We start from the raw sequence: 25,160 nt of genomic DNA, 5'->3' as shown, positions 1-25,160 counted from the left end.
TTTATCCACGCAGGTCCTCCTTTAATTTGCGGTTCATTTCGTCGACGTCCGCATGTAGCTTTTCTTTGTAGCGGAGCAATCGTTCGGTCATAGCGGGATCGCCCACCGAAAGAATTTGTGCAGCCAAAATGCCGGCATTCTTGCCCCCTTGGATCGCAACCGAAGCCACGGGCACGCCCGAAGGCATTTGCACGGTAGACAAGAGGGAATCGATGCCGCCGCCGATGGAGGTCTTGACCGGCACCCCGATCACCGGCTTGGTGGTATGCGATGCGATTACGCCGCCCAGGTGCGCGGCCTTTCCGGCGATGGAAATAAACACTTCCGCGCCCTTTTCTTCCGCGTCTTTTACATAATTTACCACTTCGTGCGGCGTTCTGTGTGCGCTGTAGACCACGACATCGTATTCGATTTCGAATTCCTTCAGCAATTCGATCACGTCGAATGCCACTTCCTTGTCACTATAACTGCCCATTACGATGGAAACTCTCATTTTGTCCTCCTTTTTTCTCTTTAACATGGTATCAATCTCGTATTTACAAGTCAATACGATAAAGAATGTCGCCGCGGCAAAAAAAGAAATCCGACCGAAGTCGGACTTCTGCTTAATATTGGCTGCTGATATAGTTGGGGCTTTCGCGGGTGATGGTGATATTGTGGGGATGATTTTCCTGCAAGGTCGCCGGGGTAATCTTGATAAATTGAGAATTGTCCTTCAATTCCTGAATATTCTTTGCGCCCACATATCCCATACCGGATTTTAGGCCGCCGATCAGTTGATAGACGACTTCGCCGACTTTTCCCTTATAGGGAACGCGGCCCTCTACGCCTTCCGGCACATATTTTTTGGTCTCGGATTGGAAATAGCGGTCGCTGGATCCGCTGCTCATGGCGCCGAGGGATCCCATACCGCGATAGGTCTTATAGCGACGACCTTCGACATAGATCTCTTCGCCGGGACTTTCTTCGGTGCCTGCAAAAAGAGAGCCCATCATAACCACATCGGAGCCGGCGGCAATGGCTTTGGTGACATCGCCCGAGAATTTGATCCCGCCGTCGCCGATAATGGGGATATTGTGCTCGCGACCCGCTTCGGAGCAGTTTAAGATCGCCGTAACTTGAGGCACGCCGATCCCGGTTACCACGCGGGTGGTACAGATCGATCCCGGCCCGATGCCCACCTTTACGCAATCCGCACCGGCGTCGATCAAATCGATGGTTCCGCGATAGGTGGCGACATTGCCCGCGACGAGTTGGAGGTCGGGGAAAGATTTTTTAATATTTCGAATGGTTTCCAATACGCCCTTGGATTGGCCATGCGCCGTGTCGATGACGAACAGGTCCGCACCGGCGGCGCGAAGGATTTCTACCCGCTCGTAGACGTCTTGGGTAACGCCGATGGCGGCCCCGACCAAAAGACGCCCGCCTTCGTCCCTCGCGGAATTGGGATATTGGATCGCCTTTTCGATGTCCTTAATCGTGATCAGACCCTTGAGATAGTGATCGTCGTCGATTAAGGGCAATTTTTCGATTTTGTATTTTTTCATAACTTGCAGGGCTTCGTCCATGGTGATGCCCTCGCGACCGGTGATGAGATTTTCACTCGTCATGACATCGGCGATCTTTTGCCCCAAATCGTCTTCAAACCGAATGTCCCGATTGGTAATGATCCCTTCCAAAATGCCGTCTTTTGTGACGATGGGCACGCCGCTGATGCGGTAATGGCGCATCAGATCCGTCGCATCTTTGACGGGGTGGTCTTTGGAGAGGGAGAAGGGATCGGTGATGACGCCGTGTTCGCTACGCTTTACGCGATCGACTTCCTTCGCCTGGGCTTCCTTGGACATATTTTTGTGAATAATCCCTATTCCGCCTTCTCGCGCCATGGCGATCGCCATTTGGGATTCGGTAACCGTGTCCATTCCCGCACTCATAATCGGAATGTTCAGGTGAATTTTTTCCGTGATCTGGGTTCCGAGGTCCACCTCATTGGGCAATACTTCGGAATAACCGGGCATCAACAGAACGTCGTCGAAGGTAAGGCCTTCTCCAAAAAATTTCATCAATATCCTCCTCGCGTTAGTTTCGTTCCTCAACGATAGAACTTTATTCTAGCAAACTCCAACCCGCCGATCAAGTGGCGGCAGGTACATGCTTCGGCGTCAGCTTAATCACTTCGACGTCTTTGGGAACTTCGGCGCGAATGCGGCCGTTTTCACCGACGGTAAGAAGAATGTCTTCGTCGCGGATGGCTTCTAGCAAGTTCTTCTCGCCGTAGATTTCCACCTTGATCGTCTCGGGAATGCGGAAGTCGGCGGGCGATATACCGGAATCCTTCTCGCCGGCGATGTCTTTCGTCGAGATATCCAGCGACTTGGTCGCACTCTCCTTTTTCATATAGCGCAGCAAGGTGGTTTCGTCGGGATTTACCAAGCGAACCCCCTCGGGGAGCCGGAGATTTACGGGCATGGTGTATACATTCATCAGCTCTTTGACATCGACCGGTTCGGTAAGAACTGAACCGACATTGTCGATGACATTGCCGTCTCCGGAAATGGTGACGTTCTGCGGCGTAAGAATCGCCCGCTCTTCGGAAAATCCCGCCGCATCCGCATTGGTGTACTGCACTTCGATGGGCACGGTGACCGCCTTGGTAATGATCGCCTGGGAACTAATGCTCTTGGGTTCAAATTCCAGGCCCCGTATGGGGTTCCGGTTTTGGTCCAATGCGACCAAATCCACCGATGCGAGCACCGACTCGGTGGCTCCGTTTAAGGGCACGTACCCGCGAATAAACCGCACCTTATCGAGATAGGTCTTGGGTCCCTTCACCTTGACCTCTTCTTGCCCGGCGGTGATGTTTTCCAGCACATAGCCGTCTTTGGGCTTGCCGGTGGATGTAATTTCGACAGGCATCACCTTCGAGATGATCTCGTCGGCCGCGATGCTGATCGCCTTGGGACTGGACTTTTCTACCGAGACCGTATCGTCGGCGATGCGCAAATGAATGGGCAGGCGTTGGGAACCCGGCGCCACTTCGCCCAAATCCACATAGGCGGAGATATCCCCTTCCTGCAGGTCGACGATGGCACTACGGTTGCCGATCACCTGTACGTCTACGGTAAACTTTTCGTCCTTCAACAGTTCCAGCCCGGCATCTCGCATAATCGACTGATTGCGCAGCTCTACCTCTACGCCGGAAAAATCCTTGGTGATCTTGGGATCTACCTCGGTAATGACGTAGTACCACAATAATATCGCGATGACGACAGAGAGAACTTTGGTCAGCGTATCTCGGTATTTCGTAATGAAATTCAGATATTTTTCGCGCATATCTACTCCTCAACTTCCGTTTTGCTCGGATAATAGATACTGTTCAGCTGCTGCTCTAGATTGGCGATATCCAAATGCCGACTCAAAGTGCCGTGTTCGGCCACCGAGACCGACCCCGTCTCTTCGCTGACGACGATGGCGAAGGCGTCGCTTTTTTCGCTGATGCCGATGGCGGCGCGGTGCCGCGTGCCCAGTTCTTTGCTGAGCCCCTTTTCTTCGGTAAGCGGCAAAAAACAGGCGGCGGATACGATGGTATCCCCTTTAATAATCACCGCTCCGTCGTGCAGCGGCGTATTCGGTATAAAAATATTGATCAACAGCGCCGATGTAAGTTCTCCGTACACGCGCGTACCGGTCTCGACGATTTCGTTCAGCCCGGTTTGCCGTTCAATCACCAAGAGCGCGCCGATCTTCTGCCTGGAAAGGGAAGCCACGGCGCTCACCAACTCGTCGACCGATGAGTGGTCGCGAGTGGTTGTGAACAAAAACCCCTTGCGGATAGAACTGCTTCTTCCGATAAATTCCAATCCGCGGCGCAATTCCGGCTGGAATACGATAAACAGGCCCAAAAATCCCAGCGTCAGCATATTTTTCAGCAGATAATTTATCGTATAGATTTGGAGCACTTCGCTTACTTTTGTGAGGATTAAGAGGACGATAATCCCCTTACTCAACTGCTCCGCGCGCGTGCCCCTGAGAAGCTTGAAGAGCCAATAGACGATAATGGCCACCACGGCGATATCGATAATGTCTTGAATTCGTAAAATCGAAAAGGATTCAGCGATCCATTTCATGGCGATGTTGCCTCCTGAAAATGTAGGTCACGGCCGAGGACACGAGAATAAACAGGCCGATCGCAATGCAGATGTCGCCGATGCTGATCACCCGCGGCGATGTGATCGGCGATGCAAACGGAATGCGGTCGTCTAAGAACGAAAGGCGCGTAGCGCCGTCCGCGAGTGCGTGGGTAAGCACCTTATTCGCCTCCAAAAGGCCCAAGGCGCGCTCGTCGTTCGCAGCGATCAGTGCCGTCCTCTCTACGGGCATATGGCCGTTTAAAAGGATGATCAGCCCGTTTAAGAGAAATCCCGTACCAACGATCTTATAGCCCATATGCTTGCCCCAGAAAAAGCCCGCCGCCATCACAAAAAGGCTCAATGCGTGCAAAAACCCGAAGGTCTCTCGAGTGATTCCCCACCCGGGCAAGACGTACAGAGAAAGCAAAAACAACAGCGCCCCCGCCGCAGCTACGGCGAGATTTCGAAAACCCGGCGGCGACAAGAAGGTCCGATTCCGCCAAGCCAATAGCAATCCGCCTACGACGGCGAGTGTAATTGCTTCAGAAATCATGTTTCACCTATAAAAAAATGCGCTCTCTACAGAAAGCGCACTCAGTTCCAGATTATTCTTCGCTATGATCTTCCGAGGCTTCCAGTTCGTCGAAGTTGATAAGATCTCCAATGGCCATGGAGAAGTTTTCTTCTTCCGGTTTACTTTCCGCTTGCGGACGGTCTTTGCGACGGGGCTTTTGATCTCTCTTGGGTCTTTGGCCGCCTGCGGGTTCGTCTTCGCCACCCGGTTGCAATGCCTTCATAGACAGGGAGATCTTCTTGTCGTCGTAGTTGATGTCGGTAACGCGGACTTCGATTTCTTGTCCGATTTCCAAGACGTCGGAGGGTTTTTCCACGTGTTGTCTGGAGATTTGAGACACGTGCAGCAAACCGTCTACGCCGGATTCGAGTCGAACGAACGCGCCAAAGTCGAGAATGTTGACGACGGTACCCTTCACGTCGTCGCCGACGCTTACGGTTTCGATAAACTCATCCCAGGGCTTTTTGGTGGTTTGTTTCAGACCCAAGGCAATGCGGTTTTTCTCTTCGTCGATCTTGAGGACCAAAACCTTTACCTTTTCTCCGGGGCTGACCACGTCGCTGGGGTGCTTGACGCGGTTCCAGGAAAGTTCGGAGATGTGAATCAAACCGTCTACGCCGCCGACGTCGACGAATGCGCCGAAGTTGGTCAGTCTTTGGACGGTACCTTCGATAAATTCGCCTTCTTCCAAAGTGCTGTAAACTTCCTTGCGCTTTTCTTCGATTTCCTTTGCTTCGACGTTTTTACGGGAAAGGACGAATTTTCTTCTGCCCTTGTCGAAATCGATGATTTCGCATTCCAAATCCTGATCTACATACTTGCTGAGATCTCTTTGGAAGCGAACCGATGCGTGAGATGCGGGAATAAAACCGTTCAGTCCGTCGACTTCGCAGGTGAGTCCGCCCTTGACGACGTTGGTAACGTGCGCCGTAACGATCTCACCGTTTTCGAATTTTTCTTCCATTTCGTCCCATACCTTCATGTTTTCCACACGCTTATAGGACAAAACTACATTACCGTCTCCATCGTCCATTTTCATAACATAAACCTGAATTTCGTCTCCTTGTTGGAAGAGCTCTTCGGGTTTCACATTGGGATCGTTGGACAATTCATCTCTGGAGATAATGCCGTCCGCACGGTAACCGATGTTGACCATGACTTCGTTGTCGGTTACGTAGAGGACTTCTCCATCGACGATCTCGCCGCGACGTACGCGCGTAAAGGAGTTCTCGATGGCCTCCATCATTTCATTGTTCATTTCATCCCTGCTAAAGTTATCCATTCTACTAACAGCCTCCTTGATTACCGAATCCGGAGTGGATGCCCCGGCGGTAATACCAATTTTATTAAATTTTTTAAATGGACGTAGATCGAGTTGATTTATGGTTTGAATGTGATAGACATTTTTACAATGTTCGGCCGCAATTTTTGCAAGCTTTATCGTATTCGCACTATTCTTACCACCTATAACGAGCATACAATCCACATTTTTAGCCAAATTCCGACACGCCTTTTGGCGGTCGTTTGTGGCTTCACATATGGTATTATACCTTAAAATCTCGCCTGTGAAAACACCTTTTAGGCGATCTTCCACCATATCTACGTTTTTTCGGGGGTTTGTCGTCTGAGAAATCAGCGCGATCTTACTTTTTCCCTCGAGGGGCAGCGCATCCACCTCTTCCGGCTTTGTAACGACATAGATCTCTTCGCCGTAACTTACGATGCCCTGAATCTCGGGATGATTGGGATCGCCCACCAAGACCACCGGAATCGACGACTCTTGTATATCTTCCGCTATGCGGTAGATCCGCGCCACAAAGGGACAGGTCGTATCGACCACTTCGTTTCCCCTTTCGACGAGCTGCGCTTTCAGTTCCTTCGGGATGCCGTGGCTTCTGGTGATCACCGTCGCATTTTCGGGCAAGCGCTCGGTGTCGATCTCCTCGACCCCTGCGTCGCGTAGTTTTTCGTTGACGGCGGCATTGTGAACCAGCTCGCCCAAGATCTTTACATTCTCGTATTCCCGAGCGGTCTCAAAGGCGAGATTTACAGCGCGCTTTACGCCGCCGCAAAAACCGTAAGACTCACTCAGCAAGATTTCCAATATAACTTCCTCCTTCGTAGATGGTGTGCAACAAGGCACGTCCCATGCGTTCGTATTCTTCGTCGGTCAATTTCTTTTTTTCGAAAACCACGGGATCGCGAAATACAAAGACCTGCCGGCGAAAGGGCTTGTACGCATCCCGGATATAGATCGGCAGGATTTCCGTTCCGGTGCGGGAAGCCAATAGCACGGTTCCTTTCTTTCCGGCGCCGTAATTCGCCTCTTTTACCCGTGTCCCCTCCGGAAAGATCCCCAGCACATTTCCCTCTTTGAGTATGCGCATGGCGCGCATGACGCTCTTGGCGTCGTTGTTTTCTCTGTCGACGGGAATTGCGCCGACGCCGTTTAAGATGGCCCTTAAAATCGGATTGTCGAACAGTTCCCTCTTTGCCATCCAATGGATCTGCCGGGGAAAGAGGATCGATAGAATCAAGGGATCCAAATAGCTTTTATGGTTCGCGACGACGATATAGGCTCCGTCTTCCAGTTTCGGAAAATTTTCTACACGATAGGGGTAGATCAGCTTTAAAAAAAAGCCGACGACGTATTTGACGAAATTATAAAACATCCGCATCCTCCGCATAGGTCGCCATTCGCTCTACGACCTCTTCGGGCGAAAGCGAAGTGGAATCGACGAGAATCGCATCCTCCGCCTGTACCAAGGGCGCCACGGCGCGCGCCGAATCTTGAAGATCTCTGTTGTGCAGGTCCGCGCGAATTTTTTCCATAGAAACCGATTCCCCCGATTCCTTGCGCTGCAGATACCTGCGTCTTGCGCGTTCTTCTTCGGTCGCCGTCAAAAAGAACTTGAGTTCGGCATCCGGAAGCACGACCGTTCCGATATCCCTGCCTTCCATAACCGTACCGCCGCGATTCGCCAAACGGCGCTGCAGCGCCAACAGATACGCGCGCACTTCCGGCTCTTTCGACAGCGTGGAGGTAAGCGATGAGATGCGCTCGGTTCGAATCTCATCGCCGACGGCGCGTCCGTCGACGTACGCGCTTCCCGCGCGGTAGTCGATTTCGTGTTCCTCAAGGACTTGGATCAGTGCCTCGATATCCTCCGTCGTATGCGCCCGATCGGCGATATAGGCGATGGAGCGGTAGAGCGATCCGGTGTCGATATATTCGTAGCCCAGGCGCGCCGCCAGCGCCTTGGCGATGGCGCTTTTGCCCGCGCCCGAAGGTCCGTCTATGGCAATGTTGATCTTCATTTATACCTCCTGTGCTGCGCTCGTTCCCGCGAGATGGCCCGTCGAAAACGCGATCTGTAGATTGTACCCGCCGGTGGGGCCGTCGACATCCAACAACTCGCCGGCAAAATACAATCCCCGGTGGCGTTTGGATTCCATTGTCGACGGATCGACCTCCCGTACCTCTACGCCCCCGGTGGTCACGATCCCCGTATCGGCATCGAATAGGCCGCGGTATTCCAGTGGATATGCCTTCAAGAAATGGAGGATCCGCGCGCGCATTTCTCTTGTAATTTGATGCGACGGTAAGTGGCGATCGATACCGGTATGTGCAAGCATCGGATCCACCAGCGCCTTGGGCAGCATGGTGGCAAGGAGCGTCGCCGCCTCCTTATTCGGTGCCCCCGCGATCTCTCGGAGTATGCGCGCATCTAAAGTCTGCTCGGAAAGCGACGGTTTCAGATCAAAATACAGACGCACCCCAGGCAACCGGTTGATTTTGGACGAGAGGCTTAGGACAATCGGCCCGCTGATGCCGTAATGGGTAAACAGCATTTCCCCGAATTCTTCAAATATACGCCCCTCCGCCTCGGCATAAAGCCGCACGTTTTTTAGCGACAAACCCGTGAGCGATTCGCGATCGGCATGTTCGGTTCGCAGGCCCACCAGGCCCGGCAACGGGGCGATCACACTGTGGCCGAGCTTTTTTGCAAATTCGTAGCCGTCGCCTCTGGACCCCGTCTTGGGATAGGTCATGCCGCCGGTGGCGAGGATCACTTTATCGGCAGAGATTGCGCCTTGCTCGGTCTGAACGATAAATTTTGGGCCGTCGGGCTGTATATCTGTGACGGCACAGTGGAGCCGTACTTCCACCGAGCGCTTCTCTATTTCCCGCTCTAGACAGCGAATGATATCCGACGATTTGTCGGATACGGGAAAAACGCGTTCGCCCCTTTCCACTTTAAGCGGCACCTTTCTTTCGGTAAAAAAACTCTGTAGCGCATATGTAGAAAAGCCGTAATACGACGAATACATAAAAGACGCGTTTCTGTGCAATCGCTCAAAAAATAGCGCATCCGCACAGTCGTTGCACAGATTGCAACGGCCTTTCCCCGTAATAAACAGCTTCTTTCCTACCTTCTCATTTCGATCCAATAAGAGCACCGGTTCACGGCCCGATGCGGCGATGGCGGCCATCATCCCAGCGGGACCCGCTCCTACGACGACGATCACATTAATACCTCTCGATCAAAATCCACTGCGGCGGGTCGTTTGCCTGATTGGGAAAGCCCACGCAGCTGATGTGAAATTTCTGTTGGGAAAGACCGCGCAAAAACGCGTAGGTTCCCTCGTATTCTCTCTTCCCCTCTTCGTGTCCGGGGTATACGCAAAGACTGATGATGGCCTTCGGCTTCATCTTTTTCGTCACGACGGATAGGGCGCGCTTCGTGCTTTTCCACATCGTGGTGATCGCCTTGTCGCCGCCAGGCAGATACCCCAAATTCATGACAAATACATCGATATCTTCGATCTGCAAATGCGCCTCGATCTGCGCGTGAGAATCCAAGATCAATTCCGCATTCAAAATCCCCGCCTTCTCCAATCTGTCGGCGGTTTTCTCGAGCGCCTGCTCTTGGATGTCGAAGGCGAAGACTTTTTTTGCCCGCGCCGCGCAAAAGACGGTATCTTTTCCGTTTCCGGCGGTAAGGTCCGCCACAATATGCTCGGGTCGCAAAAACGTCTCGAGAAAAAAATGGGACCACGCCACCGCGCCCGAAGGAACTAGCGCCATGCTTTCAGCTTCTCCACTTCATGCCGCTTTAAGGGCCGGTATTCTCCCTTGCCCAAGCGCCCCAAACGCAAGGGCCCGAATTCTGTGCGCTCCAGGGTGACGACTTCCGCACCCACCGCTTCAAACATGCGGCGAATTTGGCGGTTTCTTCCCTCGGAGATGGTGACCTTCAGCCGCGTCTTTTCGCCACGATCTTCCAAAATGACGAATTCTGCCGGCGCGGTCGGTCCGTCGGAAAGCGTAACGCCCGCAGAAAGGGTATGCGCCGTCTTTTCGTCGATCTTTCCCCGCACGGTAACCAAATAGGTCTTTTTGATGCCGTATTTCGGGTGCAAAAGACGCTGGGTCAAGGTGCCGTCGTCGGTTAAGAGCAACAATCCCGAGGAGTCCATGTCTAAGCGGCCGACGGGATACAAACGCGCATTGCCGAATCCTTCTACAATATCCAATACGGTCTTTCTTCCTTTGTTGTCCTTAACGGTCGAAACCACACCGCGGGGTTTGTTGAGCAGCACATAGGTATGGGCACTCGGCAAAAATATGCGCTTTCCGTCTATCCGCACAATATCGCCCGGCTCCACTTGGTGGCCTTGGGTGTCGACAATCGTTCCGTTGACGCTGACCCTGCCCGCCGCGATGATTTCCTCGCAATTTCTGCGACTGTCCACGCCGGCATAGGCCATAAACTTCTGTAATCTCATACTTCCCCCAGGAAATTCTGTTCTTCTGTGCCTTCTTTCGGCAGATCTTCCAAACTCTCGAGGCCGAATTTTTTCAGAAAAAACTCGGTGGTGCCGTACACATTGGGCCTGCCGACGATCTCTCGCTTTCCCAGTATCCGCACCAGATCCGCCTCCTGCAAGTTCTTCAGCACCTGATCGCAGCGAACGCCGCGAATCTCCTCGATCTCAGCCTTTAAGACGGGTTGGCGATAGGCGACGATCGAAAGCGTCTCGAGCGCCGCATTGGTGAGGTGTTTTTCTCGCGTCTTTTGCGCGTAATCGGAGATCTCCGAAAACAGTTGCGGCTTTGTGGAGAGCTGGTAGCTATTTTCGGTACGAACCAGACGCAGTCCGCTTTCTTCTGCTTCCAACTCTCGCGCGTATTCGCCGAGAAGGGACCGAACTTCCTCTTTTCTTAAAGAAAGCGCATCGGCCATCTCGCCTTCGGTCAGAGGATCGCCCCAGGCGAACAGCAAGGCCTCCAGTCTCGCCTTAGGATGCATGTTCTGTCTCCTTTCGCATAAGAATAATGTCGCGACCCGCCTGCGTGCATACGATCTTTTGGTTTTTGATCAATTCTAACATCGTCAGAAAAATTGTCACCACTTCGATCCTCGACTGTGCATCTTCTACCATATCGAAAAATCGCGGTTCTTGCCACTTTCGGAACGCTTCGGCGATCTTATGGCGCGCCTGGCGAAAGCTATACTCCGCCGCCGGAATCTTCTCCAGGGCGTTTTGGGCGCGTTCGTGCACCCGAAATCGGCGCATCACTTCTCGATACGCGACCATCAGCTTGTCGCTGCTTTCGTCCTTTAAGAGATTCTTGGAATCGAAGCGCGAAAAGTCCGCCTGCTTACGGTATATCGCACCGCTTTCCGCCTCCGCCATTCGCCCGAGCACTTCCGCCTGTGCCTTTACCTTCTGATACTCCACGATCCTCTCCGCCAGCTCTTTTCTCGGGTCTTCTTCCTCCTCTTCCGCTTCGTTCGGGGCGACGCGCTTGGGAAGGAGCATGCGACTTTTGATCGCAAGCAAATAGCTAGCCATGGCGAGAAAATCGGCGACCGACTCCATATCCAAGCCGTCCATGCCGTCGATATACGCCATAAAATCGTCGACCAGAATATGGATTTGAATGTCATAAATGTTCATCTCGCGATTACGAATCAGCTCGATCAAAACTTCCATGGGCCCCGAAAAGGAGCCGTACTCAATACAAAAAGACACTGCCGATACTCTCCCCGAAGCGGAGAAATACATCCATTAAGGCGTAAATAATGGGCCCGATGACGCGAGAGATCACGCCAGTGATGACCCCGACAAAGAGCAAAATATAGAAGTATCGCTCGTAGCGGTAAAAGGCGTATTCCATATCCCGCGGCAAAAGCGACGCCAAAACTTTGGATCCGTCTAGGGGCGGGAGGGGCACCAGATTGAATACGCCGAGCATGGTGTTGTACCACAGGGAATGGAAGAAGAAATTGCTGATCGCATACCCCGCACGGGACGTCCACCACAAAAATACGGCACTGATCAAGGCAAAGACAAAGTTTACGCCGACCCCCGCCAAAGAGACCAGGATCATGCCCTGTCTGCGGTTTTTGTATCGGGAAGGATTGATGGGGACCGCCTTTGCCCAGCCGAAGCGAAACACGATCATAAACAATAGGCCCATGGGGTCGATGTGATCGAGCGGGTTCAGACTCAACCGGCCGTCGCGTTTTGCCGTCTCATCTCCCAAGAGATAAGACACATACCCGTGTCCCACCTCGTGGCCGACGATGGCGATGACGAGGGCGGGAATCGACCAAATCCAAACACTAATGTCCATATACGACCTCGTCGATAATCAAAGGCAGCGCTTTCGACTTCTCCTCGCCGATCCGCACCGTCTTCAAATACCTCTGTTCGATGGCCTTCATATCGACGCCCGGCTTTCCGTATAAGACGGCGAGCACATCGCCTTCTCGTACGGCATCGCCGACCTTCTTCGTAAGATATATGCCGCTTCCGAGATCCAGCGCATCTTCCATGGTGATTCTGCCTGCGCCCAAATCCCGGGAGAGGATCCCGATTTCCGAGGCCGGAAGCGCCTGAATATACCCCGCACGGTCCGATACCACCTCGAGCGTTTCTTGGGCCCGGGGCAAGATCGAAAAATCTTCGACCACGCGGCCGTCGCCTCCCTGATTTTCCACGAAATCGCGGAATTTTTGAAGCGCCGTGCCGTCGTGCAGCAGGCTTTCGAGCCGTGCACGGATCTTCGCCTCTTCTCCGCCTTCGGCGAGGAGAATCAGTTTGGTGGCGAGATGCAGGCAAAGCTCTGTTAGATCTTCTGGCCCTTCGCCCCGCAAGGTCTCTATGGCTTCTCGGATTTCGATGCCGTTTCCTACGGCACGGCCCAAGGGCTCTTCCATGCGCGTGAGTACGGCGATGGTCTTTCGGCCGAAGTTCTCGCCGATATCTACGAGTACATCGGCGAGGGCATGCGCCTCTTTTTCGTCCTTCATAAAGGCGCCGTCGCCAACCTTGACGTCCAAAAGCAGGCAGTCACCGAGGATCGCGAGCTTCTTACTCATAATGCTCGATGCGATAAGAGGGATTGCATCGACCGTGCCCGTCGCATCGCGCAGGGCATAGAGCTTCTTGTCCGCCGGGGTGATATTCGCCGTCTGCCCTGCCACGGCGATGCCCGCTGTGTTGGTGGCTTCGATAATGCCTTCGACGGAAAGATTCACCGAAAACCCGGGAATGGCCTCGAGCTTATCCAACGTCCCGCCGGTATGGCCGAGCCCCCTGCCGCTCATCTTGCCGAAGGGCAGGCCGTAGGCGGAAAGGAGCGGGCCGATAATCAACGTCGTCGTATCCCCTACCCCGCCGGTGGAGTGCTTGTCGAGTACGGGGCCTTCGATCGCGTTTAGATCCACCGTATCGCCGGAGTCGATCATGGAACGGGTCAGCGAAAACGTCTCGCGGCGGTCCATTCCCTGAAAGTAGATCGCCATCAAAAGCGCGCTCATCTGATAGTCTTTGACCGCGCCGTCTACATAGTCTTCGATCGTCTTTCGAATCTCTTCGTCGGTAAGGCGCACGCCGTGTTTTTTCTTTTCAATTACATCCAATATACTCATTTATAACTCCTCGATCGCCATGGTTACCAATTTCTTAAAATCGTCTGCGACCCGGGCAGATACCTCGATCACCTCTTCGTGCTCCAAGGGTTGATCCAAAATACCCGCCGCCATATTGGTGATGCAGGAAATCCCCATTACCCGTACGCCTCTGTGCCGGGCGATAATCACTTCCGGCACCGTGCTCATGCCCACGGCGTCGGCGCCGAGTAAGCGCGCCATGCGGACTTCCGCCGGCGTCTCGTAACTGGGTCCGGTCATATAGAGATACACCCCGTTTTGATGGGCGATGCCTTCGCGCGTCGCGATGGTATCAACCAAATCCGCAAGTTTTGTATCGTAGGCGCAGGACATATCGGGGAAGCGCTCGCCCTTGCCGTCATTGGGGCCGATCAACGGATTCATTCCGTTAAAATTGATGTGATCGCGTATAATCATCAAGTCGCCGGGGGAAAAGTCTTCGTTGACCCCGCCGGCGGCATTGGTAACGATCAGCGCCTCCACGCCGAGCTCGCATAGGATCTTGGTGGGAAACACCACCTCTTTGATATCGACGCCCTCATAAAAGTGAATGCGCCCTTTCATGGCGACGATCTCTTTTCCACAGAGGGTGCCGAAAATCAACTCGCCCGAATGCCCTTGTACCGTCGATTCCGTAAAGCCCGAAATCTCGCCATAGGGAATGCGGACCGCATCCTCGAGCGTATCGGCGAAATCCCCCAAACCGCTTCCCAAAATTATCCCGATCTGCGGGTTTGTGTCGGTTTTCGAACGGATATATTCAATCGTTTTTTGCATGTTTTTCTCTCATTTCCTTTACAAAACAGATGCCGATCACGGTTTTTGCGTCTATAATCTCTCCCAATTTGATTTTTCGCATGGCTTCGTCGAGATCCAGATATACCACTTCCAGGTCTTCGGTCTCGTCTAGGTGCATTTCACCTTGCTTCGGATTTTCACAGTAAAAAATGTGGATCTTTTCATTGGTAAATCCGGGAGAGGTGTAGGCCTCCAGCAAAAACTCCGCAGAGTCGGCGATTAAGCCCGTCTCTTCCGAAAGCTCGCGAATCGCCGCGTCCATAGGGTTTTCGTTGTGACCGATCAAGCCCGCGGGCAATTCCAGCAATTCTTTTTTTACGGCGATCCGGTACTGTTTTACGAAGGGGATCTTTTCGTCTTCGCAGAGCGCCACCATACAGGCGCCGCCGGCGTGCTCTACGATCTCGCGCTTGCCGTAACGCTGCCCTTCCAATTCTACCGTACTGCACCGAAGGGTTACGACTTTGCCTTCGTAAATTTTTTCTGTCCGTATGACTCGTTCTTCGGAAATCATTGCTCCTCCTTTATACGGGCTTCCATCATTTCGCGGGCCGTTTCTCTAGTCTGCATCGTATCTTCGCCGCTGATCATCATCGCCAGGGCGCCAATGCGTTCTTTATAATCCAAGCTCTCTACGACCGAAACCGTCCGGCCGTCTTCTGTAATTTTTCGGATGCGGTATTGATTGTCCGCACCGGCCACGACCTGCGGTAAGTGACTGACGACGATAAGCTGTCGTTTCTTCGCCAATTCGGCCATCTTTTTCGACACGACTTTTGCGGTCTTACCGCTCATGCCGGTGTCGATCTCGTCGAGTATCAAGATTTCCCTTTCGTCCATATCCGTAAAAATACCCACAAAAGCCAACAAAATCCGACTCATTTCGCCGCCGGATGCGATATCCGCCAGCGGCTCCATGGACTCGCCTTCGTTGGTGGCGGCCATAAACCGTATGCCGTCCAGACCCGTAGTCGAGAGCTCTGTCTCGAAAAAATCGATCCGAAATTTTGCCCCGCGAATATCGAGATCGGCCATTTCTTCTTCCATCCGCGCCTCCACCACTTTTGCCATCTTTAAGCGTCGTGCGCGGAGTTGTTTCGAAATTTTTACCGCTTCCTCTTTTAGGGCTTCGGCTTCTTTCATCCTATTTTCTCGCAATTCGTCGTAGGCGTCGAGCTCTTGCATGCGTTTTTTGCTCTGTGCCAGAAAGGCGAATATCTCTTCGATGGAGTTGCCGTATTTGCGCTTGGCGCGGTTGATCTCGTCGAGCCGATTTCTGAGTTCTTCCAGACGCTCGGGATCCTCTTCCGCTTGGCCTTCGGCGTCCCGGACGCGGGCGGCGATGTCCTGAAAGCCGTAGCGGATATCGTCGAATTCCCCTTGCAGGTCGCCATAGCGCTCGTCGTATTCCCGCACGCGTTCCAGCCCTGCGCCAAAGCGATCCATCAGATCGCGAATGCCGCCGTCTTCATAGGCCAAGGCGCGCATTTCGGCAAAAGAATCTGCGATCAAAGAACTATTGCTCTGCGCGCGAAATTCCGCTTCCAATTCCTCGTCTTCGTTCTCTTCGAGAGCGAGATCCGAGATCTCGGTGATTTGATAGCGCAAGAGATCTTTCTCGCGTGCGAGCGTCGCGGGGTCCTTCTCTCCCTCCTTGAGCGATGTTTCGAGCGTTTTGAACTTCGCCAAGACCTCCGATAAAAGGCGCAGGTCCCGGGCCTGCTCGCCGCCGCAGAACTTGTCCAGGACTTCCAGTTGGTAGCGCGGCTTAAACAGTAGTCCCGTCTCGCCCTGAAAGGAAGAGAAGGCGATGGTCGCACCGAATTCCCGAAGGACCGCATTGGTGACGACTTTCCCGTTGATCTCCGAGATCGAAGGGCGATCTTCGTAAAGGGTACGCTCGACGATAATGACGTCTTCGAAGGGAATATGCGAGGCACGCAAAAAATTCAGCGCCTTCTCGTTTTTCGTAAAAAAAACGCCCTGAATCGAAGCCGAATCGGCACCCGTTCGAATCATATGCTTTTGTGCCCGGCCGCCGAGCAATAGGCCGACGGCATCCATAATAATCGACTTTCCCGCCCCCGTCTCGCCGGTAAGAACCGAAAATCCTTCTTGAAATTCGATGCGGGAATGTTCGATAATGGCAAAATTGTCGATCTGAAGACGCAGAAACATCAGCGAAATTCCTCCCGAGATGCACGTATCACCGAATCGATATCTGCCGCCGTCTCGGCGCGCGGATCGGCGGATAGGAGCATTAAAAACTCCGTATTGCCCGACGAACCCTGAATCGGTGAATGGGTCAGACTCTCTATATACATACCACAGTCAGAAACCAATTGAACGATTTTTTCCAATACCTCGCGATGTACTTTCGGATCGGTAACAATGCCGCCTTTTCCGACCTTTTCCTTCCCCGCCTCGAATTGCGGCTTGATCAAGGCGGCGATTTTGGCATCTTCTTTTAAGAAAAGCACGGCACGCGGCAAAACCAGTTCCAACGAGATAAAAGACACGTCGATGCTCACAAAATCGACGGCATCGGGAACGGCTTCTTTCGGCAAATGGCGGATATTGGTGCGTTCCATCACCACGACCCGCGGGTCGGTGCGCAGTTGATAGTCCAGCTGATTATAACCCACGTCCACCGCATAGACCTTTTTTGCCCCGTTTTGCAACATGCAATCGGTAAAGCCGCCGGTCGAGGAGCCGATGTCCATGCACACCTTTCCGTTCAAATCGATGCGATGCATCTGTATGATCTTTTCGAGCTTGAAGCCGCCGCGCGATACGTATTTTAAGCTGTGGCCCTTCACCCGAATCTCTTCCGATACATCGATCATCTGGCCCGGCTTTTCGATGCGCTCCGTTCCGATAAAGACTTCGCCGGCCATAATCATTTTCTTCGCCTTTTCCCGGGAAGGCGCGAGGTTTTTGTTGTGCAGGAGTACGTCCGCTCGCTCTTTCATATTCTCACCTCTTGCGATTCAAGATCTTCTCGATCAGCGCCTCCGTTCGGGCAAACGCGCCCAATGTGCGCAAGGTCTCTAAACAATCGGCGGTGTATCGCTCCGCTTTTTCCGTAAAATAGGACCGATCCGCCTCTACGCCGTCTTCTTCCAAATCGAAGAGATCGTCTTGAAATTGATAGCTGAGCCCCAAGGTCTCTCCCACGTGAAACAGCCTATCGCAAAACGCCTCCTCGCGCTCGGCCAAGGCACCCGCCATGGCAAAGCAGGCGCCCAGAAGCGCGCCGGTTTTTTTGCGGTAGATCAATTCGTCGCCGGAAGACGCGCCGATGCGTATATCCAGAATTTGCCCGTCCACCATCCCCGTGGTGCCAGCTGCGCGAAACAGATACCGCATGGCCAGAAGGCCGCCCCGCGGTTCGATCGAAGCGCCCTCGGCTGCGAGTTCCGCCGCCTGGTTCAAAAGGCCGTCCCCCGCCAAAATCGCGATCGCCTCGGAAAACTGCCGGTGGTTGGACGGGCGTCCCCGCCGAAAATCGTCGTCGTCCATGGCGGGCAAATCGTCGTGGATCAGGCTATAGGTGTGGATCGATTCCATGGCGGCGGCAAAATAAAAATCGGCCGCGCCGATATATCCCAAATCCTCGAGCACCGTAAAAAAGAGCATCGGCCGCACGCGCTTGCCGCCTCCGAAGAGGGAGTATAGCATCGCCTCTTTCAATTCTTCGCCCGCAATCGGAAGCGAAGCGTAATAGGACTTCAGCCGTTCGTCGAAATTCATTCTAGCGCCTCCCCCTTTTCTTCGAGTCCGTCTTCGGTCAGAATCCGTACCTTTTGTTCCAGTTTCGATAGCTCTTCGTCCAGCGCGCGGTATAGGGCTATCCCTTCCTCATAGAGCTGCACCATTTCCTCCAAACTGAGGTCCTCGTTTTCCATGGTCTCTACGATGGTTGCCAGGCGATCCGATTTTTCTTTATAGTTCATCGTCATTCCTTTCGATTTCCGTTATCTCCGCCGCGACCGATCCGTCTCTAAACGCGATCGTCAAGCGATCTCCGAGACGTAGTTGCGCCGCCGAATCCGCCACCCGTCCGCCGACATACACCCGCGGACCGGTCCTCTGTCTGCCCAAGACGCCGATCCGCGTCTGCATCAGGTCGAGATGCTTGCGTTCTCGCAGGCAGCTGCTTCGGAGCGCGACAGACAGCGCCTTTCTATGTGCCGAGAAGCCTCCTCGCTCTTCGGCTATGTAGCGGTCCATTCGACGGGGATCCAGCGAGCGTCTCAGGTTTTTTAAGCCCTCGCGCCGTAAACCCAGCGCATACGCCACTTCGCCGGTCATGCGCTCTTTCAGCCGCGCGATATGCAGCTTTTTGTTTTCTACGGCGGCGGGCGAGACAATATGCTCCAGACGGTGGCGCAGAGCGTCGGATTCCGCGCGCATTCGGTCTATGCGTCCCTCCGCCAGGCGCTCTATGCGCAAAAGATATGCCCGCGCCCGCTGAAGAATCAGATCCCGATCCTCTACGATCAGCTCGGCGGCATGGGTGGGCGTCGCAGCCCGAAGATCTGCCACAAAATCGCTGAGTGTCGTGTCTACCTCGTGTCCCACCGCCGAGACCACCGGGTGCACGCGCTGTGCCAGGGTGCGAATCAGCGCTTCGTCGTTAAAGCAGAACAAATCTTCCATCGAACCGCCGCCCCGCGTAAGGACGATAACGTCGACATCATCCCTTTGGTCGAGCCGCAAAAACGCCGCGGCGATTTCCGCGCCGGCGTCTTTTCCCTGTACGCGTGTCGGGGAAAGGAGGACGGAAACGGCGGGGTTTCGCTTGCGCGCCACCTCCAAAAAATCGTGCTGTGCTGCGCCGGCAGTGCTCGTGACGACGCCGACGGTCCGAATGTTTTCGGGAAGCGGCTTCTTTTTATCCATATCAAATAGACCTTCTCTCTCGAGAAGGTCTCGACGTTGTAAAAACAATTTATAGAGCGCACCCTCGCCCGAAAATTCGATCTCTTTCGCCAAAAACTGCAATCGACCTGCCGGCGCGTAGATGTCCAGCCTGCCGATCACCTCGATATCGAATCCGGTCTGTAAGGGAGAAGAAAGCCGTTCGGCATCGTCTCGAAAAAGGACACAGTTGAGGCGCGCGTCGCGGTCTTTTATGGTGAAATACACATGGCCGCTATGCGCCGTCGTTACCTCTGCCACTTCTCCCCGCACACATACCTTTCGGAGGATATAATCCGATTGGTAGAGTTTTTTGGTGTACTCCAACAGTTCGCCGACTCCGATGGGTTTCATGCTTTGCCTTCTCGTACCACGGAGCCCAAGATCCCGTTGATAAATCGGGCGCTGTCTTCGGTGCTGTAAATTTTTGCGATGTTTACGGCTTCGTTGATCGAGATCGCCGGGTCGATATCATCTTGGTAGAGGATCTCGAATACCGCGACGCGCAAAATCGAAAGATCCACCGTCGCCAATCTGGACAGCGTCCATTCCCTGAGATTTTCGGCAATGCGCCCGTCGATTTCGTCCTTGTGGTCGAGATAGATCGCCACCGCCTCGCGCATATATTCGACTTCGTCTTCGTTAAAAGGTAGCGTCGTGCTCTTATCGCGCAGGCGCTGTGCTTTTTCTGAAAACAAGAGGGAATACAAGAGATCCGCTTCTTCTTCGTCTCGTTCCACGGCGAAAAAATATTCCGCCACGTCGGCGGAAAATTCTCCCCGGTTTTCCATGGCAAAGAATATCTGTACCAAACCGATTCGCACAAGTCTTCTGCTGACGGTGAAGTTACCGGCCATCAGACGGTTTCTCCTTCTTGGCGTATGCGTACGCCGTGTACGTGCACATTGACCGCCGTAATATCCAGATCGGTCATATTTTCCAGGCTTTCTTTAACGGCATCCTGTACTTCTTCGGCGATTTCTACGACATTCTTTCCGTATTCTACGACGATCGAAATATCCACTGCGCTTTTCTCTTCATCGGCAAATACTTTCGTCTTGCCCACGGTTCTGCCGCTCAGAAGATCTCCGATATTTTCCCGTGTCGATGTAAAGCTGTTGTATACGCCGTCGACGCGGGTGGCCGCCTCTTGTGCAATCCTCGTAATGACATCCTCGGCGATCTTCACATTGGTGCTTCCCGCCGGGTCAACAAAATATTTTTCTACCATATTTGCCTCCTATTGCATCATTATACCATAAAGCGCGGGCGGAAAAATCGAACGATTCCCATAAAAATAGAGAGCCGTGCTCTCTATTTTAGCAATTTTTTTAAGAAGCTCTTTCGGTGCAGCGCAGACGGCCCCATCGATAGAATCGCCTCTCTGTGGAACTTTGTCCCGTAGCCCTTGTGTTTTTTAATGCCGTAGCCGGGAAAACTCGCATCCCAGTCGAGGCATAGGCGATCTCGATATTCTTTGGCGAGGATCGACGCCGCGGCGACGGCATAGGAAAGACTGTCGCCGCGAATCAGCGCCGTCTGCGGATAGGGCATGTCGATGGTCTCGGCGTCGACGAGAAACAAGACCTTCTGATCGCGCCCCAAGACATCGAGCATATTTTCCACCGCTTCTTTCATGGCGCGTCGCGTCGCCTGTTTGATATTGATCGCATCGATGGTATCCGCGTTCTCCCTTCCGATGCCGTAGGCGATATTCGCGGAAAGGATCTCTGCTTCCAGTGCGGCGCGCCGCTTCGGAGACAGCTTCTTGGAATCCGATATCCCTTCGATCGCAGCATCCGCCGGCATAACGACACAGGCGGCCACCACATCGCCGAATAGACAACCGCGCCCGACCTCGTCTACCCCCGCGATATAGTCGTAGCCTTCTTCGAGGCGGCTGAGATCATAAGCTAGACCGGTCATCGCCATGCTCCAGTGTGATTCGTCCCCAGACGCCGTTGCGGAACTCGTCCAATAGAATCCGGGAGACCTTTGTATAATCGATCAAGCCGCCCCGCAAGAGGGCGCCGCGCTTCTTTCCCACCGCGTCCATAATCTCCACGGGATCGCTAAGATCCTCAGAAAGCCCATAGCGGCCGCGCAAGTGTTCCGGAAACGACGCCACCGCCTCTTTAACCAGTTCAAAGGCGAGCGTCTCGGTATCGACGATCTCTTCTTTGATGGAGCCGGTAAAGGCAAGATGCCGACCGCGTATGGGCGGATCCAATTTGGGCCATAAGACCCCCGGGGTATCCAACATATCGAAATTCGGGTTGTGGCGAATCCACTGATTGCTCTTGGTGATGCCCGGACGATTCCCGATGGCGGCGGATTTTTTGCCGGCGATTTGATTGATAAAGGTGGATTTTCCCACATTGGGAATGCCGGTGACCATCACTTTGATTTTGCGTTTTTGCATGCCCTTCGCCGCTTCCTTGGCGCGCATTTTGGATACGCTCTTTTCCAGCGCCGCCGTCAGATCGGCAATTGCGGGCTTTTTGGACGCGGTCCAGGCGAGCGCCCACTTTCCTTCCTCCGAACGGATTTGGCGAATCCAGGCCTCTGTGGCCGAGGGATTCGCCAAGTCCGACTTATTTAAGAGATAGACCGTTGGCAAGTCGCCGAGAATTTCACCCAAGAGCGGATTGTAGCTGCTCTCGGGAATGCGGGCATCCAGTAAGACCACGGCGGTATCGACCATAGACTTCATTTTCTTTAGGGACTCGATGGTCTTTTTCATATGGCCCGGATACCAATTTATATTCATAATAGACTCCTGTTTCTAAGGACTTCGTCCACTTTTCGAAATGCGCCGTATTCTTCCGGCGGTATATCGCAGACCATATTGGCCGCCTCTTTGACCGCATCGGGTGCGGAATCCATGGCAATGCCGATGGCCGCCCCTTCAATCATGGCAATATCGTTGGTGTCGTCTCCGACGGCGAGGATATTTTGCGGCGTAAGGCCCGAATAAATCGCATACGAAGACAGACCCCGCCACTTATTGGTGCTGATGCCGATGCACTCAAACAGCGACAGTTTGGGATCGTAACTCTTTAGGAGATGGCTGATCAGGCCGCTATTTTTGATGGCATCGACTTCAATCAGACGATAGTAATCCGCGGGGGTAGTAAAGCCCGCAATGGCGAGGATATCTTCTTTCGCCGCCTCCTCCGGTTCCATTCTGCGATATAGATTTTCGTACATCTGGACATAGATGGATTCCCGTTCGGTCATATCGTGCAGGGTTACGAGATCGTAGCCGTCGTCGTAGCGGTCCACGTGAAGGATGGGATGGATGTTCACTTTCTCCATCTCTTCGATCACGGTCTTCGCGAGCGCCCTCGGGAATACGTGTTTATAAACCGTCTCCTCGGAATCCTTATAGCGAATCAGATTGCCGTTATTGGAGATGATGGGAATGTTCAGCTGTAAGGGCTCGAGTTCCCGCTTTAGGGAACGATACGGTCTGCCGCTGCAAATTACCGTGCCGATGCCCTGTTGCAACCATCTTCGGATGTAGTTTTCCATGGTGGCGTCAAATTTTTGGCCCCTGCCCGCCACAGTTCCGTCGAAATCCAAAGCAATTAATCGAATCATATTCTCCTCGAAAAAATGAGCGACTGCTAGAGTCGCTCGATCCTAAAATTTTAATTCCTTACGGGTATATACGACACTGCCCAAAAGCCACAAAATCACGGCGAGAACGAGGTCGATGGCGATGCCCAACCACTGAAAGCCCGCCCCGGTGGCCATGGCCAGGGGATTGAACACGGTAAAGGGAAAATAGCCCGCGATGGTCGCGGCGCCACTGCCCAATGCGATCAATACCGCCCATACGATAAACAGCAGTATGATCAAGAGAAGAGAGCCGCCTTCCGCGTGCGAGGAGCGAGAAGACAGGGCGGAATAGAAAAATCCCAGGCTCAAAAATATAAAACCCAACAACAGCAGACAGATAAAGATCTGCAAAAGCACCAATGCCAAGGCGCGCAGGTCGTGAATGCCGAACAGATAGGCGGCCACAAAGCTCACCGCGAGAACCGCGACGAGCACCAGACCGTAAAGCAACAAATCGGCGCTGAACTTTCCGCTGTAAATCTCCATACGGGAGACGGGATTGGCGTAGAGATATTCGATGGTACCTGCGCTCTGCTCCTTAGAAAGGCTTCTCGCACCCAACTGTACGCCAAAAATGGCAAAGAGAATGCCCAGGTATTGGAACATAAAGGGCAGATACTCCGTAAATTTATCGAACTGCACATCGTAACCCATGCCCAAAACCATGCGAAAGCGTTCGGAAAATCCTTCGCGGAATCCGTTCGCCAACGAAAGCATATTGTCATCCTGCAGGAGCGGGAAAAATGCCAGCATCAATACGGCTAAAATCCCCAGAACGAAGAACCAGGAAATGGCCTTAGCGCGATTGCTCTTTAACTCAAGACCGAATACCATTATTCTTCCTCCTTTCCGATGTCAAAATTGTACTTGGACGGATTGATCCTGCCGTAATCGTCGGCGGGACGGATCTTTTCCGTATCCTCGGGCGCTTCGACTTCGATGGCGCCGTCCGCCGCCTCGCCTTCCTCCGGCGCCGGCAAAGTGCCTTCGTCCGGCGTCTTTTGGAGCGCGATCGGCTCGTCGGATTGCGTTTCGATAGGCGTCACCTCTTCGGCCGGATCGAGCGCATCCCTCGGCGCTGCCGGGGCGTACGGTGCGGTGATCGCATCGTCGCCGCGTTCGGCGATCTCGAGCTCGTCCTTATCGTAGGCGAGGATCGTATCCTCTTCCCCTTCTGTCGAAACGCCGGCGACATTGGCCCGGTCGAAGGTGACCGTCGTATCCGGCGCATAGGATGCGCTCGTGCCGTCATAGCCCGATTCGAAAGCGTCGATCTTGTTTTCGAGCAGGGCGTCTTCCAAGATATAATTTTTTACCTTTTCTTGGTGCAGCACCGTCGTCAAAGTCGGCAAATAGCCGTCGTAGAAGAACTCTACATTCCCCGCTTCGTCGCGGATTAAGCGCGCGCCGATCTCTTCAAAGGCGCGTACAGAAATCACTTCGTCGAAAATGCGGAGCACCTTGTCGTTGGTATACTTTTCCTTTAAGTACTCCATGCCCACGATCCTGCCGTCGGCAAGATAGGCGCCACGGTCGCCGTAGCGCTGCCCTACGGAAAGATTGTCGGTAAGCAACAAGACCGAAAGGCCTTCCGCTTGCTGCAGTCGCTTCAGATGAGTAAACAATTTCTCGATCATCGGCGGACTGAGGTCCTTGGTCGGATCGTCGATCACGATCAGCTTCGGTTTCGGAATCAGAGCGTTGATAATGGCAACGCGTTTGCGCTGAGAATCCGTCAAGTCGACGAATTTATGCCGATTGTCCAATTCGAAATAATCCATTAACGATTGAATCTCGTCGGTATTTTTTAAACCGTGAAAACCCAAGGTGGTCTTAAAAATCGCCATCGGCTTCAGGTTATCGTAAATCCAAACATCTTCCGGTACATATCCCGTAAATTCTTTTACGGACCGATCTTCTTTTTGGGCGTCCATGTCAAAAATGGATACGCTGCCCGCGGTCGGTTTTAAGAACTTAAAGAGAATCCGAGCCAAAGTGGTCTTACCGGAATCTTTTAAGCCCATTAAAGAAAAAATTTCTCCGTCGAAAACCTCTAAATTTACACCGTCTAAAACTACATTTTTTCGATATTTTTTAGAGAGTTCCCGCACTACTATAGCACTCATGATTCACCTCGCTTTACTT

Annotated in this window: 29 protein-coding genes; all 29 read right to left on the bottom strand. The window is 53.2% G+C overall.

The features are described 5' to 3' along the window. Position 1: 1 nt before the first annotated feature. Positions 2-520 carry a 5-(carboxyamino)imidazole ribonucleotide mutase gene (gene purE / locus EL294_RS03730; protein ID WP_269471184.1) on the bottom strand — a complete coding sequence of 173 codons (519 nt, stop codon included), beginning with the start codon at positions 518-520 and terminating at the stop codon, positions 2-4. A gap of 85 nt (positions 521-605) precedes the next feature. Continuing rightward, positions 606-2,063: an IMP dehydrogenase gene (gene guaB / locus EL294_RS03725; RefSeq protein WP_126465362.1), complete on the bottom strand. Its 1,458-nt coding sequence runs from the start codon at positions 2,061-2,063 to the stop codon at positions 606-608. A gap of 70 nt (positions 2,064-2,133) precedes the next feature. Continuing rightward, positions 2,134-3,333, bottom strand: a complete 1,200-nt coding sequence (locus EL294_RS03720) for a CdaR family protein (RefSeq protein ID WP_126465361.1) — start codon at positions 3,331-3,333, stop codon at positions 2,134-2,136. A 2-nt stretch (positions 3,334-3,335) separates the two neighbouring features. Next, the gene (gene cdaA / locus EL294_RS03715) at positions 3,336-4,127 is read right to left on the bottom strand and encodes a diadenylate cyclase CdaA (protein WP_126465360.1); all 792 of its coding nucleotides are present in this window, start codon (positions 4,125-4,127) and stop codon (positions 3,336-3,338) included. After that, positions 4,111-4,683, bottom strand: coding sequence for a DUF5317 family protein (locus tag EL294_RS03710; RefSeq protein WP_126465359.1), 573 nt, complete (start codon positions 4,681-4,683; stop codon positions 4,111-4,113). The genes cdaA and EL294_RS03710 overlap by 17 nt, the downstream gene beginning before the upstream one ends. A 52-nt stretch (positions 4,684-4,735) precedes the next feature. Further along, positions 4,736-6,808: a bifunctional 4-hydroxy-3-methylbut-2-enyl diphosphate reductase/30S ribosomal protein S1 gene (locus tag EL294_RS03705; protein WP_126465358.1), complete on the bottom strand. Its 2,073-nt coding sequence runs from the start codon at positions 6,806-6,808 to the stop codon at positions 4,736-4,738. Continuing rightward, entirely contained in the window at positions 6,789-7,376 is a 588-nt protein-coding gene (locus tag EL294_RS03700; RefSeq protein WP_126465357.1) for a lysophospholipid acyltransferase family protein, read from the bottom strand. The genes EL294_RS03705 and EL294_RS03700 overlap by 20 nt, the downstream gene beginning before the upstream one ends. After that, on the bottom strand, positions 7,366-8,022 hold the full coding sequence (gene cmk, locus EL294_RS03695; RefSeq protein ID WP_126465356.1) for a (d)CMP kinase: 657 nt from the start codon (positions 8,020-8,022) through the stop codon (positions 7,366-7,368). Before cmk ends, EL294_RS03700 begins: the two co-directional genes overlap by 11 nt. After that, positions 8,023-9,234, bottom strand: coding sequence for a BaiN/RdsA family NAD(P)/FAD-dependent oxidoreductase (locus tag EL294_RS03690; protein WP_232006508.1), 1,212 nt, complete (start codon positions 9,232-9,234; stop codon positions 8,023-8,025). Between the two features lies 1 nt (position 9,235). Beyond that, positions 9,236-9,793: a tRNA 5-(aminomethyl)-2-thiouridylate-methyltransferase MnmM gene (gene mnmM, locus EL294_RS03685; protein ID WP_126465352.1), complete on the bottom strand. Its 558-nt coding sequence runs from the start codon at positions 9,791-9,793 to the stop codon at positions 9,236-9,238. Beyond that, positions 9,784-10,494 (bottom strand): pseudouridine synthase, encoded by a 711-nt coding sequence (locus EL294_RS03680; protein WP_126465350.1) that lies wholly within the window; start codon positions 10,492-10,494, stop codon positions 9,784-9,786. Before EL294_RS03680 ends, mnmM begins: the two co-directional genes overlap by 10 nt. Then, complete coding sequence (gene scpB, locus EL294_RS03675; protein ID WP_126465348.1) at positions 10,491-11,018, bottom strand: SMC-Scp complex subunit ScpB; 528 nt, start codon at positions 11,016-11,018, stop codon at positions 10,491-10,493. The genes EL294_RS03680 and scpB overlap by 4 nt, the downstream gene beginning before the upstream one ends. Then, a complete protein-coding gene (locus tag EL294_RS03670) occupies positions 11,008-11,745 on the bottom strand; it encodes a segregation and condensation protein A (protein ID WP_164715209.1) in 738 nt (245 codons plus the stop codon). Before EL294_RS03670 ends, scpB begins: the two co-directional genes overlap by 11 nt. Continuing rightward, a complete protein-coding gene (locus EL294_RS03665; protein ID WP_126465344.1) occupies positions 11,729-12,349 on the bottom strand; it encodes a site-2 protease family protein in 621 nt (206 codons plus the stop codon). The genes EL294_RS03670 and EL294_RS03665 overlap by 17 nt, the downstream gene beginning before the upstream one ends. Continuing rightward, entirely contained in the window at positions 12,339-13,649 is a 1,311-nt protein-coding gene (locus EL294_RS03660) for a thymidine phosphorylase (RefSeq protein ID WP_126465342.1), read from the bottom strand. The genes EL294_RS03665 and EL294_RS03660 overlap by 11 nt, the downstream gene beginning before the upstream one ends. Beyond that, positions 13,650-14,447 (bottom strand): purine-nucleoside phosphorylase, encoded by a 798-nt coding sequence (locus EL294_RS03655; protein WP_126465340.1) that lies wholly within the window; start codon positions 14,445-14,447, stop codon positions 13,650-13,652. Beyond that, positions 14,431-14,982: an NUDIX hydrolase gene (locus EL294_RS03650; RefSeq protein ID WP_126465337.1), complete on the bottom strand. Its 552-nt coding sequence runs from the start codon at positions 14,980-14,982 to the stop codon at positions 14,431-14,433. Before EL294_RS03650 ends, EL294_RS03655 begins: the two co-directional genes overlap by 17 nt. Next, the gene (recN, locus tag EL294_RS03645) at positions 14,979-16,646 is read right to left on the bottom strand and encodes a DNA repair protein RecN (protein WP_126465335.1); all 1,668 of its coding nucleotides are present in this window, start codon (positions 16,644-16,646) and stop codon (positions 14,979-14,981) included. The genes EL294_RS03650 and recN overlap by 4 nt, the downstream gene beginning before the upstream one ends. Next, positions 16,646-17,440, bottom strand: coding sequence for a TlyA family RNA methyltransferase (locus EL294_RS03640; RefSeq protein WP_126465333.1), 795 nt, complete (start codon positions 17,438-17,440; stop codon positions 16,646-16,648). The genes recN and EL294_RS03640 overlap by 1 nt, the downstream gene beginning before the upstream one ends. Before the next feature lie 4 nt (positions 17,441-17,444). Further along, positions 17,445-18,221: a polyprenyl synthetase family protein gene (locus tag EL294_RS03635; protein WP_126465331.1), complete on the bottom strand. Its 777-nt coding sequence runs from the start codon at positions 18,219-18,221 to the stop codon at positions 17,445-17,447. After that, positions 18,218-18,424 carry an exodeoxyribonuclease VII small subunit gene (gene xseB / locus EL294_RS03630; RefSeq protein WP_197721113.1) on the bottom strand — a complete coding sequence of 69 codons (207 nt, stop codon included), beginning with the start codon at positions 18,422-18,424 and terminating at the stop codon, positions 18,218-18,220. The genes EL294_RS03635 and xseB overlap by 4 nt, the downstream gene beginning before the upstream one ends. Further along, positions 18,414-19,745 carry an exodeoxyribonuclease VII large subunit gene (gene xseA, locus EL294_RS03625; RefSeq protein WP_126465327.1) on the bottom strand — a complete coding sequence of 444 codons (1,332 nt, stop codon included), beginning with the start codon at positions 19,743-19,745 and terminating at the stop codon, positions 18,414-18,416. The genes xseB and xseA overlap by 11 nt, the downstream gene beginning before the upstream one ends. Next, positions 19,742-20,248, bottom strand: a complete 507-nt coding sequence (gene nusB / locus EL294_RS03620) for a transcription antitermination factor NusB (protein ID WP_126465326.1) — start codon at positions 20,246-20,248, stop codon at positions 19,742-19,744. Before nusB ends, xseA begins: the two co-directional genes overlap by 4 nt. Beyond that, a complete protein-coding gene (locus EL294_RS03615) occupies positions 20,248-20,622 on the bottom strand; it encodes an Asp23/Gls24 family envelope stress response protein (RefSeq protein ID WP_126465324.1) in 375 nt (124 codons plus the stop codon). The genes nusB and EL294_RS03615 overlap by 1 nt, the downstream gene beginning before the upstream one ends. Before the next feature lie 83 nt (positions 20,623-20,705). After that, positions 20,706-21,317 carry a ribonuclease HII gene (rnhB, locus tag EL294_RS03610; RefSeq protein WP_126465322.1) on the bottom strand — a complete coding sequence of 204 codons (612 nt, stop codon included), beginning with the start codon at positions 21,315-21,317 and terminating at the stop codon, positions 20,706-20,708. Continuing rightward, positions 21,298-22,161, bottom strand: coding sequence for a ribosome biogenesis GTPase YlqF (gene ylqF / locus EL294_RS03605; RefSeq protein ID WP_126465320.1), 864 nt, complete (start codon positions 22,159-22,161; stop codon positions 21,298-21,300). Before ylqF ends, rnhB begins: the two co-directional genes overlap by 20 nt. Then, the gene (locus EL294_RS03600) at positions 22,158-22,994 is read right to left on the bottom strand and encodes an HAD-IIB family hydrolase (RefSeq protein ID WP_126465318.1); all 837 of its coding nucleotides are present in this window, start codon (positions 22,992-22,994) and stop codon (positions 22,158-22,160) included. The genes ylqF and EL294_RS03600 overlap by 4 nt, the downstream gene beginning before the upstream one ends. A gap of 42 nt (positions 22,995-23,036) precedes the next feature. Next, positions 23,037-23,849 (bottom strand): ABC transporter permease subunit, encoded by an 813-nt coding sequence (locus EL294_RS03595; protein ID WP_126465316.1) that lies wholly within the window; start codon positions 23,847-23,849, stop codon positions 23,037-23,039. Further along, entirely contained in the window at positions 23,849-25,141 is a 1,293-nt protein-coding gene (locus tag EL294_RS03590) for an ATP-binding cassette domain-containing protein (RefSeq protein WP_126465314.1), read from the bottom strand. Before EL294_RS03590 ends, EL294_RS03595 begins: the two co-directional genes overlap by 1 nt. Positions 25,142-25,160: the final 19 nt, after the last annotated feature.

The organism is Aedoeadaptatus ivorii (assembly GCF_900638585.1).
Classification (GTDB): domain Bacteria; phylum Bacillota; class Clostridia; order Tissierellales; family Peptoniphilaceae; genus Aedoeadaptatus; species Aedoeadaptatus ivorii.
Note: the sequence above shows the minus strand (reverse complement) of the source record. Positions and strands in the feature narration are given on the sequence as shown.

Excerpts from the sequence above, each read along its gene's own strand:
- EL294_RS03680 (WP_126465350.1), bottom strand. The coding sequence starts at position 10,494 with ATGAGATTACAGAAGTTTATGGCCTATGCCGGCGTGGACAGTCGCAGA.
- purE (WP_269471184.1), bottom strand. The coding sequence starts at position 520 with ATGTTAAAGAGAAAAAAGGAGGACAAAATGAGAGTTTCCATCGTAATG.
- cdaA (WP_126465360.1), bottom strand. The coding sequence starts at position 4,127 with ATGAAATGGATCGCTGAATCCTTTTCGATTTTACGAATTCAAGACATT.
- mnmM (WP_126465352.1), bottom strand. The coding sequence starts at position 9,793 with ATGGCGCTAGTTCCTTCGGGCGCGGTGGCGTGGTCCCATTTTTTTCTC.
- scpB (WP_126465348.1), bottom strand. The coding sequence starts at position 11,018 with ATGCATCCTAAGGCGAGACTGGAGGCCTTGCTGTTCGCCTGGGGCGAT.
- EL294_RS03600 (WP_126465318.1), bottom strand. The coding sequence starts at position 22,994 with ATGATTCGATTAATTGCTTTGGATTTCGACGGAACTGTGGCGGGCAGG.
- EL294_RS03640 (WP_126465333.1), bottom strand. The coding sequence starts at position 17,440 with ATGAAAGAGCGAGCGGACGTACTCCTGCACAACAAAAACCTCGCGCCT.
- cmk (WP_126465356.1), bottom strand. The coding sequence starts at position 8,022 with ATGAAGATCAACATTGCCATAGACGGACCTTCGGGCGCGGGCAAAAGC.
- ylqF (WP_126465320.1), bottom strand. The coding sequence starts at position 22,161 with ATGAATATAAATTGGTATCCGGGCCATATGAAAAAGACCATCGAGTCC.
- EL294_RS03595 (WP_126465316.1), bottom strand. The coding sequence starts at position 23,849 with ATGGTATTCGGTCTTGAGTTAAAGAGCAATCGCGCTAAGGCCATTTCC.
- recN (WP_126465335.1), bottom strand. The coding sequence starts at position 16,646 with ATGTTTCTGCGTCTTCAGATCGACAATTTTGCCATTATCGAACATTCC.
- EL294_RS03700 (WP_126465357.1), bottom strand. The coding sequence starts at position 7,376 with ATGTTTTATAATTTCGTCAAATACGTCGTCGGCTTTTTTTTAAAGCTG.
- xseB (WP_197721113.1), bottom strand. The coding sequence starts at position 18,424 with ATGAACTATAAAGAAAAATCGGATCGCCTGGCAACCATCGTAGAGACC.
- EL294_RS03655 (WP_126465340.1), bottom strand. The coding sequence starts at position 14,447 with ATGCAAAAAACGATTGAATATATCCGTTCGAAAACCGACACAAACCCG.
- EL294_RS03650 (WP_126465337.1), bottom strand. The coding sequence starts at position 14,982 with ATGATTTCCGAAGAACGAGTCATACGGACAGAAAAAATTTACGAAGGC.
- EL294_RS03720 (WP_126465361.1), bottom strand. The coding sequence starts at position 3,333 with ATGCGCGAAAAATATCTGAATTTCATTACGAAATACCGAGATACGCTG.
- xseA (WP_126465327.1), bottom strand. The coding sequence starts at position 19,745 with ATGAAACCCATCGGAGTCGGCGAACTGTTGGAGTACACCAAAAAACTC.
- nusB (WP_126465326.1), bottom strand. The coding sequence starts at position 20,248 with ATGGCCGGTAACTTCACCGTCAGCAGAAGACTTGTGCGAATCGGTTTG.
- EL294_RS03590 (WP_126465314.1), bottom strand. The coding sequence starts at position 25,141 with ATGAGTGCTATAGTAGTGCGGGAACTCTCTAAAAAATATCGAAAAAAT.
- rnhB (WP_126465322.1), bottom strand. The coding sequence starts at position 21,317 with ATGACCGGTCTAGCTTATGATCTCAGCCGCCTCGAAGAAGGCTACGAC.
- EL294_RS03660 (WP_126465342.1), bottom strand. The coding sequence starts at position 13,649 with ATGAGTATATTGGATGTAATTGAAAAGAAAAAACACGGCGTGCGCCTT.
- EL294_RS03635 (WP_126465331.1), bottom strand. The coding sequence starts at position 18,221 with ATGAATTTCGACGAACGGCTGAAGTCCTATTACGCTTCGCTTCCGATT.
- EL294_RS03615 (WP_126465324.1), bottom strand. The coding sequence starts at position 20,622 with ATGGTAGAAAAATATTTTGTTGACCCGGCGGGAAGCACCAATGTGAAG.
- EL294_RS03665 (WP_126465344.1), bottom strand. The coding sequence starts at position 12,349 with ATGGACATTAGTGTTTGGATTTGGTCGATTCCCGCCCTCGTCATCGCC.
- guaB (WP_126465362.1), bottom strand. The coding sequence starts at position 2,063 with ATGAAATTTTTTGGAGAAGGCCTTACCTTCGACGACGTTCTGTTGATG.
- EL294_RS03710 (WP_126465359.1), bottom strand. The coding sequence starts at position 4,683 with ATGATTTCTGAAGCAATTACACTCGCCGTCGTAGGCGGATTGCTATTG.